This window comes from Hymenobacter latericoloratus, from assembly GCF_014199535.1.
Lineage (GTDB): Bacteria > Bacteroidota > Bacteroidia > Cytophagales > Hymenobacteraceae > Hymenobacter > Hymenobacter latericoloratus.
The window spans coordinates 858,681-871,713 of sequence record NZ_JACHNV010000001.1; the positions used below are offsets into that span (position 1 = coordinate 858,681).

Consider the following 13,033-nt stretch of genomic DNA (forward strand, 5'->3'; position numbering starts at 1 on the left):
AATCAGAACCGGTTGAGCCGCTGGAATACCTCACGCTGGTAGGTTTGGCCAATTGGAATGTGCTTGTCGTCGAGAATAACGGTGTTGTCCTCAATGGTTTGTACCCGCTTCAGATTAACGATGAAAGAGCGGTGCACCCGCACGAACAAGGAAGCCGGGAATTTCTCCTCCACAGCCCGCATGGTGCTGTACACAATCAGCTTGCTCTTAGCCGTAACAATGTGCACGTAGTCGCCGAGGGCCTCCACGTAGCGCACCTCATCAAACAGAACCTTTACCAGCTTGCTATCTACCTTTACGAAGGTGAATTGCGTGTTGGTCGGCGCCTCAATCGTATCAAGCGCCGGGTTGAGGCGTGCTTCGGAAGCGGCAAGAGCTTTCTGGGCGGCCTGCAGAAAGCGGGCGTAGCTGATGGGTTTTACCACGTAGTCCAGTACCTCATGCTCGAAGGCTTCTACGGCGTAGCTCTTGCTGCTGGTAATCAGGATGACGAGCGGCGGGTGCTGCAGGGTGCGCAGCAAATCCAATCCCGACATTAGGGGCATTTCCACGTCCAGAAACAGCAGGTCGATGGGCTGGGTGCGCAGCACTTCGGCGGCGGCAATGGCACTGTCGCAGCTGCCGGCGTGCACCAGGAAAGGCGTGCTGGCTACGCAGTTTTCAACAATCTGCAGGGCCAACGGGTCATCATCAACAACTAGGCAGCGCAGGGGGGGAGCAGTTTCAGCCATAACGTCAAAGGTACAGGTCAACCCGAAAAAAGCCTATAGTTTTACGCCGGAGTGTGCGGCAGCCGCAGCCGTAGCAGAGGATATAAGCCGGTGAGCTGCTGCTGCATAAGTGCCAGCTGCGGAGCCAGCGCAGCGGGCAAACTTCCGCGCCGGCCCTCCTGCTCCAGCTGTTCCAGCTGCTGCGTGAGAGGCTCCACCCCAAAATACGCTACCTGCCCTTTCAGCTTATGAGCTACCGCCGCCAGCTCGGCCCCCGAGGTGGCGCTCAGCAGCTGAGCAGCCAGCAGGGGCGCCTGCGTCAGAAACGTCCGGACAATCTGCTGCACGAAGCTTTCGTTGCCGCTCGCCAACTCTTCCAGTAGGCTCCAGTCGGGCTGCGGGGGTAGGGGGCCGGGGGAAGCGGGCGTCGGGGCCACCTCCGGCGGGCTTGGCGCCGCGGGCGGCTGCGGAGCCGGGGTCCGGCCCGTGAAATACGCCAGGCGGGCATAGAGCACGGCCGGGTCAAACGGCTTGGCCAGGGTATCGTTCATGCCGGCTTGCAGGGCCAGGGCGCGGTCTTCGGGCAGGGCCGAGGCCGTCAGGCCGATGAGGGGTAGGCGCCTACTGTCCGGAAACAGCAGGCGCAGCTGGCGGGCAGCCTCATACCCATCCATTTCGGGCATCTGTACGTCAAGCAGCACCGCATCAAAAGGCTGCTGCTGAGCGGCCTCCACGGCCAGACGGCCGTTGGCGGCAATGGTTACCCGCACGTTCCAGGCTTCTAGGGTTTTGCGGGCCACCAGCTGGTTCAGGTCGTTGTCTTCGGCCACCAGCACCTGCAGGGCAGGCTCGAAGGGAGCCAGGAAAGCAGCCGTTTCGGGCCGGACGCTGGCCTCATCGGCGGGCAGGCAGGGAATTTCAAACCAGAAGGTAGAGCCCTGGCCTTCCGTGCTTTCTACCCACATGCGGCCCCCGTGCAGGTGCACCAGGTTCCGGGCAATGCTCAGGCCCAGGCCCGTACCGCCAAACTGCCGGGTAGTGCTGGCATTGGCCTGGGAGAAGTCCTCGAAAATGGCCTCCAGCTTACTGGCAGCAATGCCGATGCCGGTATCCTGCACGGCAAAGCGGAGGCGGGGCAGCTCCGCATCGGGTACCACTGCTACGCGCAGCCCAATTTCTCCCCGTGTGGTGAACTTCACGGCGTTGCCGACAAGATTTACCAGCACCTGATTCAGCCGCACCGAGTCGCCGAAGATGGCGGCCGGGACCTCCGGGGCTACCTCGGTGCGCAAGCGCAGGCCTTTGGCTTCCGTGGCGAAGGCAAACAGGCGGCTTACCCGCTCCACCAACTCCGGCAGGCGGAAGGGCGCCTGTTCCAACGTCAGTTTGCCGGCCTCCATTTTCGAGGAGTCCAGAATATCGTTGATGATGACCAGCAGATTCTGCGACGAGGACTGAATGGCCTCCAGGTATTCGCCTTGCTCGCTGCTCACGGGGGTATTGCGCAGCAGGTGGGTCAGGCCGATAACCGCATTCATGGGCGTGCGGATTTCGTGGCTCATGTTGGCCAGAAACTGTGCCTTGGCCCGGCGCGAAGCCTCCGCCGCATCCCGGGCCACGCGCAAATCGGCGTTGATCTGCTCTATTTCGGCTTTTTGCTGGCGCAGCTCGGCGGTTCGCTCGCGCACGGTGGTTTCCAGCTGCAGCTTCTGGCGGCGCAGGGTCAGCTCCCTACCCCGCACCACGGCCCAAACGCCCGCTCCGGCTGTCAGCAGGCCCAGGGCGGCAAACCACCCGGTGCGCCAGAAAGGGGTAGCAATGCTGAACGAAGTAGCCACGGGCTCCGACCAGGGGCCGTGTTCCCCTAACCGGGCGCGAACCTCGAATATATACTGGCCGGCATCCAGCCGCGGAAACTGCGCCTCGCCCACGATAGTGGGGGTGCTCCATTCCTCCTGATAGCCCCGCAGGCGGTATTGGTACTGCATACCGGCCCGGCCCGGCAGCAGGCTGACGCCCCGAAACCGGAAACTGACCCGGTGCCGGGTGGCCGACAGCTCGCCCAGCTGGTGCGGCGGGCGGGCGGCCCCATCTACCTCGCTGAGCAGCAAAGCCGGCTGAGGTGCGGCCGCGGTTGGTAACAGGTCCGGCTCATCGGTACGCAGGCGCAGCAGGCCCGTACGGGTTTTAAGCCAGAGGCAATAGTCGTCCCAGGCTGCAGCGGCCTGGGGTAGCAGGTCGCGCACCAGGGGGTTGTCGGGGAGGGTAGCGGGCGCAAAACGCCCGCCGGAATCGGCAAAACTGACAGCGTTGCGGTGAACTACGACTATCCTTTCCCGTCGCGGATCATTGTTATAGCCGCCGTGGTAACTAGTGCCCCAGCGTACGGGTAGCAAGGCATAGCAATACGGGGAAGCCAGGCCTTGGGGGGTGCTGTACGTCTGAAACCGGCCGTTGGTGTAACAGAGTACGCCCCGGCCTTCTGTTCCAATCCAGACGCGGCCCGCATCGTCCGTCAGTAGGGCCGAAACATCGATGCCGCCCTCCGCAAAACGGTGATAGTAGAACCGGCCGTTACGCCATACAGCCAGCCCGGTATCGTGAGTGCCAATCCAGACGGCCCCGGTAGTATCAGCCGTAAGCGCATAAATGGTATTATGCAGTAAGCCATTGGCCGTGGTGAAGTGCTGGGCTGGCCGGGTGGAGTCGGCCGGTAAGCGGTAAACCCCATCCAGGGCCGTGCCTACCCACAAGTCGCCGTTGGGATGCTGAGTTAGGGCGGTTACCGCCAGGTTGGCGGGCACCCGCCGAACCAGGCGCGGGTGGGCCAGCTTGTTCTGGGCAACCTGCTCCTCCACCTGCCAGAGGCCGTGTCCGGTGGTGCCGGCCCAGATGGTGAAAGGTGCCGGTTTTCTGAGGCGTTTCTTGAAAACTCGCTCTGCTCGTTGGGTAAAAGAGGGCAGCAGCACGGTGGGGGCGTAAGGCAGGCGTTCCGTGAGCCGCCTAACCGCAGAACCTGCTTTCGCCCCCCGGCCCAGAATGGCGAAATAGCCATCGGACAATCCGCCAAGGCCAGCCGCGTTGCTGCCCAACGAGGTCAGCTCAGGAGATGATGCGGGAAAAAACGTTACCTGCCGGTCTGACCAGCGCCACAGGCCCTGGCCGGCGGTGCCAATCCAGAGGTTATGCTCCCGGTCGGGCAATACGCATTGCACTACAGTGCCCGACGGCAGTAAGTGCTGCAAGTTAAAAGACGGTTCAAAACCGGGTGGCTCAACTATGGTGGAAGGAGACTTTCCGTACTCTCTGAACGCAGTATCGGGCGGCAGTATGCCGGTGTGTGGGCGCAGGGGAGCAGTTGCCGCCTCAGCTGGTGTCAGCCGTTGAAACCGCCGTCCGGTCCAGCGGGACACGCCGCCCTGGTAGTGCCCTACCCACGGCTGACCGGTGCGTGGGTGCACGTATAGCTTGGTCACGAAGTTCTCGGCCAACCCCTCTTTCGTAGTAAACGTGACGAACTCCGTACCATCGAAGCGCACCAGACCTTCGGCGGTGCCAATCCAGAGGTAGCCGGCGCGGTCCTGGGCCAGGGCGTAGATGAACGGCTGGGGCAGCCCCTCGGCCGCCCCGAACTGCTTCAGGAACCGCTGACTCGGGCGCAGTTGAGCCGTGGCAACGTGGGTAAAAAAGAGCAGAAGAAGCAGTACGCGGCGCATCACGAGGGGCAAGATACTGCGGCCGGCCTGGCCGGCCCGGCTTCCTCGGTGGACGCCTGCGTCCAGACGCTTAACCAGGTATTTAGCCTGCGGAGGGCCCACCCGTCTGCCAAACCGTTGCAAAACAGCTCGGCGGACCGGTAGGCCCTCCGTGGAAACCGTCGCCGAAACCTTACTTGCCCGTTACCTTAAACTCGGTGCGGCGGTTGAGCTGCCGGCCCGTTGCGGTGGTGTTGGTGGCTACCGGCTGCGTATCGGCGTACCCAAACGAGGTCAGGCGGGCCTTGTCGATGCCTTTGGTTACCAGATAATCCACTACGGCCTGGGCCCGGCGCTGGGAGAGGTCCTTGTTGAACTCGGCTTTACCTACGTTATCCGTGTGGCCCGAAATTTCCAGGCGCAGCGCCGGGGTTTCCGCCAGCAGCTTCTGCAGCCGCTCCAGCTCGCCGGTGCTTTCCTTGCGCAGCGTAGCCTTCCCCGTATCGAAGAAGATGTTGTTGAGCACGACTTTCACCCCCACGTCCAGCTTCTTGAGGGCAATATTTTTCACCACCTCCGAATACGCGGCGCCGGCCGGCAAATCGAAATTTTCGGAGTGGAACAGGTAGCCGTCTTTCCGCACTACAATACCGTAGTTCACGCCCGAAGGCAGCGACACCAGGTAGCGCCCCGACTGCGCGTTGCTCTGGAACGAAGCAATAATCTGGTTCAGGGAGTTGTCAATAACATCAATGGTAGCCTCGGTGGGCTGCTTGCTGGCTTCTTCCGTTACTACCCCCTTCAGAATGGTAACCTGAGCCGAGGCAATGGCCACGGGCGGCGCCAACAGCGTTTCCTTTACCGGCTGCACCCTGGAGGCCAGCAGTTGGTCTTCCTGGCTGAGCAGGGGCGGCTTCTCGGGGCCCAGGAAGGTAATCTGGTAGATGTCCTTGGAGCCCAGCCCGTCGTCGCGGAAGGAGGAGTAGTAGCCGTGGCGGCCCGAGGCAGAAATCACGAAGAACACGTCGTCGTCGGGGGTGTTGATGGGCCAGCCCAGGTTTTCCGGGGCGCTCCACCTGCCATTCTGGTACACCGACTTAAAGATGTCGTAGCCGCCCATGGAGTTGTGTCCTTCCGAGGAGAAGTACATGGTTTTGCCATCGGGGTGCAGAAATACACCCTCCTCGCCGTACTGGGTATTAATCACGGAGCCCAGGTTCACGGCCGGCCCGCGACCTTCCATTTCAATCCGGTAGATGTCGCGCCCGCCCAAGCCGCCTTCCTTATCGGTCACGAAGTAGAGGCTGCGCCCGTCGGGGGTGTAGGCCGCCGACGACTCGTGGGCCTTGGAGTTGATGCGGGAGCCCAGCCGCTGGGGCTTGCGCCACTCCGCGCCGCGCAGGTTGGCCTCGTGCAGGTCGCCGCCGTTATCCTCCAGGTACACCAGCAGACGCTGCCCGTCGGGCGAGAGGCCCACGGTAGCATCGTGGCCCTCCGTATTTACGGACTCGCCCAGGTTGCGGGCATCCACCCAGTTGCCTTGGGTAGTGCGGGTGCTGGTGTAAATGTCCTCGAAGAAGCCCCCGGTTTCCGGGTCTTTCTGGCCGCCCGTAGAGGCCGGCCGGCGCGAGGTGAACAGAATCACCGATTCGTCGGCGGTGATGACGGGGCCATACTCGGGGTAGGGCGAGTTCACGCCGGGGCCGGCGTTGTCAATGAAGACGCGGCTGGGTTTGGCGGCCAGCTTGCGGCCATTCTCGCACTCCCGGATTTTTTTTTGAATATCCTGCGTGAAACCGGCCGTGTTTTTGGCCCCGCCCGCGGGGGTAGCGCGCTTGTACTCGGCAATGGCCTCGTCCCACTTGGCATTCAGGTGCAGGCCCCGGCCCAGCAGGTAATGAATGCGCGGGTCCACGTCGGGGCTGAGCTGGTAGGCCTTCTGCAAATACTCCAACGCCCGGGGCTTAAAGCCCGAATGCAGGTAGCAGTCCCCGATTTTGAGGTTGAGCTGGGCGTTATTGGGGTTGAACTTCTGGGCGGCCAGGTAATGCGGGAGGGCCTGCTCGTAGCGCGGCGGGTCTAGGTCATAGAACTCGTCGCCGGTCTTTATTTCCTTCTGCGCGGTTTTCAGCCCCTCCTTATCGTTGCCGAACCGGTCTTTGCTGAACTCCACGTTCTGGGCCGAAGCCGCCGTAGTGGCAAGCAACAGGAAGGCGAGTAGATATATATGCATCGTAGTTGTTCTGGCGGTTTTGGCCCGCAGAGGGCGCGGTGTTTTTCGCAGAGGGCGCCGAGGGGCGCGCTTACTCGGCGCCACAGCCGGAGTTGGCGGCGTGAGCGTTGCCGATTTCCAGGCCCAACTCAGCGGCTTTGCGCCAGTCCTGGCAGGCAGCATCAGAAAGACGCAGCATTTCGCGGGCGTGGCCCCGGTTAAGGTAAGCCTCGGCATACTGCGGGTTCAGGCCCAGGGCTTTGGTAGCGTCGGCTTCGGCGCGCTTGTAGTCTTCCAGCTTCAAGTAGGCGGCGGCCCGGTTGTTCCAGGCGAAGGCGTAGCCCGCATCCAGCGCCACGGCCCGGCTGAAATCCTCGGCGGCACCTTTGTAGTCGCCCTGCTCGTAGCGGGTGCTGCCGCGGTTGGTATAGGCCAGGGCATTGTCCTGTTTTTTGGTCAGGTACTCGTTGTAGTCCTGGAGGGCCCCTTTCAGGTCGCCGGCGCGGCGGCGGGTAGCGGCTCGGTTCAGCAGGGCCGGCAGGAGTTCCGGCTGCAGCTTAAGCGCCTGGGTATAATCCTGAATGGCGGCGGGCAGGTTGTCCAGCTGGCGCTGGGTGCTACCCCGGTCGTGCCAGGCGTAGGCGTAGGTAGGGTCGGCCTTGATGGCGGCGTCGAAATCGGCTTTGGCCCCCTGGTAATCGGCTTTTTCGAAGCGCAGGGCTCCGTGGTAGTACCAGGCCGGGGCATAGTCGGGCTTCAACTCAGCGGCTTTACCGTAGTCCTGTTCGGCTTCGGCGGACTGCTTCAGTGCTTCCCGGGCCTGGGCCCGGCCAAAGTAAAACCCAAAGGTGGTGGGGTCAAGCTTGATGGCCTGGTCGTAATCCTGCACTGCCGGCTGAAAATCTTTCAGCTCGTAGCGAACCGCGGCGCGGTTGTAATAGGCCTTGGCGAAATCAGGCTTGGCCGCCAGGGCCCGGTCGAAATCCTGCAGGGCTGCCCGGTAGCTTTTCTGGTTAAACTTGGCCACGCCGCTGTTGTAGAGCTTCTCGGCCAGTTGGGCCGGGGGCAGGGTAGTGGCCCGCACGGTATCTACCTGGGCTAGCGCTGCCGGGGTCGTCAGCAGCAAAGCAGCCGGTAAAAGGATGATCTTTCGCATTGCATACCGCCGATTTCAGAGGCGCGGGATAAATATAATTTTAATTGCGCAATAAGCAGCAAATCAGCTTGATGAATACGCAATGCTATAATTTTATCAAGACGTAATAGGCTCGGCGGCAAGGGGCCGCCGCTGTTCTGCGGGCCCGGTTAGGCCGGCAACTGGGTCCGGGCTAACTCCTCCCATTCGCGCCGCAGCGTACCGGTAAACACCGGCCGGCCAGCACGGCGGTACCAGTAAGCAGCATTACCCAGGTCGCCCTCCTGGCGGTGCAGAAACGCGTGGAGCCAGTTTTGCAGCGGGTCGTGCTCGTTATCCTGGGCAATGTCGTGGGCCTGGTGCCATTCGTCGCGGCCGGCGTGCCAAAGCGCCAGTAGCAGCGGCGAGAGGCCAGTGGGCGGGGCAGGCTGGGTTTGGGAGGCAAGAAATTCGGCGTAGGTCATGGCAATAACAGGCAGTATGCGAACAGCTGTAGCAATTCTCGGACCAGGGCGGTGGCCGGTAAACTTCCGGGACCCAATGATAGTTATACAAGCCAACTGCGCCAGTGCGGCGGCGGTTGCGTAATTTTGTTGTGCCGCCGGCTTTTTGCCGCCGGAAAAGTTCACCTTAAAGCCTAGCTTTCACCTATGGCCACGTATCCTGAATACATGGTAGCGCCGATTCGCCAGGACCTCGTTGAGGCCGGTTTCGAGCAGCTGATGACCCCCGAAGAAGTTGATTCCGTGCTCACCGAGCAGAGCGGTACCGTGCTGGTGGCCGTAAACTCGGTGTGCGGCTGCGCGGCCGCCAAAGCCCGCCCGGCCCTGAAAATGGCCGTTTCCAGCTCCGATAAGAAGCCCGCCAAACTGGTAACGGTGTTTGCCGGCATGGAAACCGAAGCCGTAGCCAAGGCCCGGGAGCACATGCTACCCTACCCCCCCAGCAGCCCCTGCATTGCCCTGTTCAAAGACGGTGAGCTGGTGCACATGATTGAGCGCTACCACATTGAAGGCAACGACCTGATGCGCATCGTCAATAACCTGCAGGGCGCTTTCGAAGAGTACTGCTAGCTCGCCCCGGACTTTACTTCGTACGGAAGTCCGAGCTACAGAAAAAGCCCGCCGAAACTCAGGTTTCGGCGGGCTTTTTCGGGTTTCAATTCGTGGCTTCTTATTTCCGCAGCAGAAACGGCCCCAGTACCAGGGCATCGAGGCCGGAGCGCAGGTAGCAGTCCAGAGCATCGGCCGGCGACTCGACCAGAGGCATGCCATTAAGGTTGAAGGACGTGTTGAGCAGCACCGGCACACCGCTGCGCCGCTCAAAAGTGAGCAGCAGCTCGTGAAACAGCGGATTGTCCTCGGCGCGCACGCTTTGCAGGCGGCCGGTGCCGTCGTCGTGCGTCACGGCCGGGAGCTGCTGCCGGGCCGCCGGCCGCAGCGGAAACACCTTTTCCATGAAGTAAGCCGTTTCGCCCGCCGGCAGCTCGAAAAACTCGTGCTGACGCTCCTCGGGCACGGCTGGGGCGAAGGGGCGAAAGGCTTCGCGGTACTTGATGCTGGCATTGACCCGGTTTTTCATGTCGGGCCGGGTAGGGTTGGCCAGAATGCTGCGGTGCCCCAGCGCCCGCTGCCCCAGTTCCGAAGCGCCCTGAAACCACCCCAGCACCTGCCCATCGTGGAGCAGAGCGGCCGTGACCGACAGCAGGTCGGCGGGGCGCTCGTAGCGCAGCTTGCGCCGCTGCAGCTCGGCCTCCATTTCCGCTTCGGCATATTCGCGCCCGAAAAAGTTATGCGTGCTGGCTGGGGCCACTGGCAGGGGTAGCCCCAGTAGGTATTGCCGGCCGTACAATGCACTGCCCACGCTGATGCCCGTATCGTCGGGGGTGGCGCCGATGAATACTTCCTGGTAGGGCGTGTAGCGCGTGAGCTTGCCGTTGAGCACGGAGTTCATCAGCACGCCCCCGCCCAGCACCAGGCGGTGCCCACCGGTGCGGGCGTGTAGGTTGCGGAGCAGCTCACACACTACCTCCTCCGTGATGCGCTGTACAGCGGCCACGATATCAAACTCGCGTTGGGTTGGCTCGGCGCCGGGGGGTAGGGGCGGCCCCAGCAACTCCACCAGCTTGGGCGAGTAGTAGTGCGGGGTGAAAAACAGGAAAAACTCGAAGTAGCGCAGGTCCAGCTCAAACTGCAAACCATTCACCTGAATGAGCGGCCGCAGCAGCTCATAATACGTCTGGGGGGTGCCGCGGGCGGCCAGGGCCATAATTTTCCACTCGTCGCCGTTGGGCCGAAATCCCAGAAACTCCGTGAAAGCCCCATAGAAGAGGCCCAGCGAGTGGGGGGTGCGGTTAGCCGCCAGCTCCTGCAGGCCCGCCGCCGTGGCCATACCCAGCATTCCCGTGGTGGTTTCCCCAAACCCATCGGCCACGAAGAAATCAGCTTCGGCAAACCTGGATTGCAGCAGGGCATTGGCCAGGTGGGCGCGGTGGTGGTCCACGTAGTGCAGGCGCATCGGGGAGCCCCGTAGCCCCGTTAACGTTTGGCTGATGCTGCTGACGCCGCCCTGCAGCGCGGCCAACTCATTGAGGGTGAGCTGGGCCAGCTTGCCCCGGTTCTGCAGCGCATCAGCCAGGGGTTGCTGGGGCTGCAGCAGGTAGGGAGCCGGGTTCCAGCCGATAAACACATCCGAAATATCCGTCAGCTCAATGCCGGCCGTTTCGCAGCAGTACCGGATGGCCAGGCGCGGAAACGACTTGTCCTGCTTTATGCGGCTCAGCCTCTCCTCGGCAATGGCTACCCGCACCCGCCCATCGGGCCCCAGCAAGCAAGCCGACGAGTGAAAACCACTGCAGTTAATGCCGAGAATATGTTGTGCCATCAGAAAAGCCAGAAGGAAAAAAGTCCGCGTCACCCCAAAAGTACACGCACCGGCGCGGCTAACCACGCTCCCATCACCCGGCAGCTCTTTCCTACCCCCAACCGCACGAAAAAGCCCCGCCAAAGGCGGGGCTTTCAATCAGATGTGGCCGCAACCAAAATCCGCGAAATCCAAAGAATCTGCGTCAATTCGCGAGGTTAGTTGGCTACCTCGCTCAGGAACTTGATGCGCATTAAACGCAGGTCCTCCTCGGTGTAGTCGTCGGTCCCGAGTTCCTTGAGGGCCACGGCAATATTATCGGTCTGGGCCGTCATGAAGTAGTCGTAGATTTCTTCCTGCCGCTCCTCGTCCAGCACCCCGTCGATGTAGTAATCGAGGTTGAGCTTGGTACCTGAGTAGCAGATGTGCTCGATTTCCTCCATCAGCTCCCGCATATCAATGCCCTTGGAGGAAGCAATTTCCTCCAGATCCATCTTTTTGTCGATCTGCTGAATGATGTAAATCTTGATTTTTGACTTGTTGACGGCCGATTTCACCACCACGTCGGCGGCCGTGACAATGTCATTTTCGTCCACGTACTTCTGGATCAGAGCCAGGAAAGGCGCACCAAACTTCTGGGCCTTGCCCTGGCCTACCCCCGAGACGTGGGCCAGGTCGTCCATCTTGGTGGGGAAAGTCGTGGCCATTTCCTTCAGGCTCGGGTCCTGAAACAGCACGTAGGGGGGCAGATTTTTCTGCTGGGCCACTTTCTTGCGCAGGGCCTTCAGCATGTCGAACAGGGCCTCGTCGTGACCGGCCGCCTGCTGAACTTCTTCTTGTTCCTGTTCTTCTTTCACCTCTTCCTCGTAGTTATGGTCCTTGGTGAGCTTGATTGAATGCGGATTTTCAATGAAGTCGATACCCTTGGCCGTAATCTTTACCACGCCAAAGTTTTCGATGTCCTTTTCTAAGTAACCATTCAGCAACGTCTGACGCAAGAGCGAGTGCCAGAATTGGGCGTCGTGCTCTTTGCCCTGCCCGTAAATGGGCAGCTGGTCGTGGCCGTAGCTTTCTACGTGCGGGTTGTTCATGCCCATGAGCACGGTGCCAATGTGGTCGAGGCCGAACCGCTCGTCGGTTTGCACCACGGCTTTCAGGGCCATTACTACCTCATTTTTGGCCTCAAACCGCTCCTTGGGGTGCTTGCAGTTGTCGCAGAAGCCGCAGTCCTTCTCGAAATGCTCGCCGAAATAGTGCAGCAGCTGCTTGCGCCGGCACACCGCCGAGTCGGCGTAGTTGGCCATTTCCTGGAGCAGCAGCTTGGAGTTGTCGCGCTCCGTTACGGGCTTGTCTTTGTTGAACTTCTCCAGCTTCACGATGTCGTCGTAGCTGTAGAACATCAGGCAGTCACCCTCCAGGCCGTCGCGGCCACCGCGGCCGGTTTCCTGGTAGTAGCCCTCAATGCTCTTGGGCGTGTCGTAGTGAATCACGAAGCGCACGTCGGGCTTATCAATGCCCATGCCGAAGGCAATGGTGGCCACAATCACGTCGCACTCCTCATTCAGAAAGGCATCCTGGTTGGCCATGCGCACGTGGGGGTCGAGGCCGGCGTGGTAGGGGAGGGCCCGCACGTCGTTGACTTTCAGCAGCTCGGCAATTTCTTCTACCTTCTTGCGGCTCAGGCAGTACACAATGCCGGCCTGGCCCTTGCGCAGCTTCACGTACTGAATCAGCTGCTTTTTGGTGTTGTGCTTGGGGCGTACCTCGTAGTAGAGGTTGGTGCGGTTGAACGAGGTCTTGAACACCGAGGCATCATCCATCTGCAGGTTCTTCTGGATGTCCTGCTGCACCTTGGGGGTAGCCGTGGCCGTGAGGGCGATGATGGGCACCTGCACGCCCAGCCCGTCAATAATGCTGCGGATTTTGCGGTACTCGGGCCGGAAATCGTGGCCCCACTCCGAAATGCAGTGGGCCTCGTCAATGGCCACGAAGCTGATGGTCGCCTTGTTGAGGAACTCGATGGTTTCGTCCTTGGTCAGGCTTTCGGGCGCTACGTACAGCAGCTTCACCTCGCCGCTAATCACGTCCTTTTTCACCTTGTTCATCTCTGACTTAGACAAGGTCGAGTTCAGAAACTGCGCGTTTACCCCAAAGGCGTTGAGCTGATCGACCTGATTTTTCATCAGGGCAATCAGGGGCGAAATCACAATGGCCGTGCCCGGCAACACAAGCGCCGGAAGCTGGTAGCACAGGCTTTTGCCCGCGCCGGTAGGCATAATCACGAACGTGTTATTGCCGGCAATAACGTTCTGAATGATGTCTTCCTGTACGCCCCGGAACTGACCGTACCCGAAAACTTCCTTTAACTTGCCTTTCAAATCAGCCTCTCGCTGCACTTGTTGTTTCACGGCTGGCATGG

8 protein-coding genes are annotated in these 13,033 nt (G+C 61.1%); 1 reads left to right on the forward strand and 7 read right to left on the reverse strand.

Going from position 1 to position 13,033, the window contains the following annotated elements:
- Window positions 1-2: 2 nt before the first annotated feature.
- The 5 genes from GGU46_RS03850 to GGU46_RS03870 all read right to left on the reverse strand — a co-directional run bounded on the left by GGU46_RS03850 (window position 3) and on the right by GGU46_RS03870 (window position 8,216).
- A complete protein-coding gene (locus tag GGU46_RS03850) occupies window positions 3-731 on the reverse strand; it encodes a LytR/AlgR family response regulator transcription factor (protein ID WP_183402219.1) in 729 nt (242 codons plus the stop codon).
- A gap of 41 nt (window positions 732-772) precedes the next feature.
- Window positions 773-4,426 (reverse strand): hybrid sensor histidine kinase/response regulator, encoded by a 3,654-nt coding sequence (locus GGU46_RS03855; protein ID WP_183402220.1) that lies wholly within the window; start codon window positions 4,424-4,426, stop codon window positions 773-775.
- Between the two features lie 172 nt (window positions 4,427-4,598).
- Entirely contained in the window at window positions 4,599-6,638 is a 2,040-nt protein-coding gene (locus tag GGU46_RS03860; protein WP_183402221.1) for an OmpA family protein, read from the reverse strand.
- Between the two features lie 70 nt (window positions 6,639-6,708).
- On the reverse strand, window positions 6,709-7,743 hold the full coding sequence (locus GGU46_RS03865) for a tetratricopeptide repeat protein (protein ID WP_183402222.1): 1,035 nt from the start codon (window positions 7,741-7,743) through the stop codon (window positions 6,709-6,711).
- 179 nt (window positions 7,744-7,922) lie between these two features.
- Complete coding sequence (locus tag GGU46_RS03870; RefSeq protein WP_183402223.1) at window positions 7,923-8,216, reverse strand: hypothetical protein; 294 nt, start codon at window positions 8,214-8,216, stop codon at window positions 7,923-7,925.
- Window positions 8,217-8,402: 186 nt separating this feature from the next.
- Here GGU46_RS03870 and GGU46_RS03875 point away from each other — a divergent pair, with 186 nt between their 5' ends.
- A complete protein-coding gene (locus GGU46_RS03875) occupies window positions 8,403-8,825 on the forward strand; it encodes a BrxA/BrxB family bacilliredoxin (protein WP_183402224.1) in 423 nt (140 codons plus the stop codon).
- A gap of 100 nt (window positions 8,826-8,925) precedes the next feature.
- Here the strand turns inward: GGU46_RS03875 and GGU46_RS03880 are convergent, their stop codons facing one another.
- Both GGU46_RS03880 and recQ read right to left on the reverse strand, forming a co-directional pair.
- Complete coding sequence (locus GGU46_RS03880) at window positions 8,926-10,635, reverse strand: carbamoyltransferase family protein (protein WP_183402225.1); 1,710 nt, start codon at window positions 10,633-10,635, stop codon at window positions 8,926-8,928.
- A 197-nt stretch (window positions 10,636-10,832) separates the two neighbouring features.
- A complete protein-coding gene (recQ, locus tag GGU46_RS03885; RefSeq protein WP_183402226.1) occupies window positions 10,833-13,031 on the reverse strand; it encodes a DNA helicase RecQ in 2,199 nt (732 codons plus the stop codon).
- Window positions 13,032-13,033 lie beyond the last annotated feature (2 nt).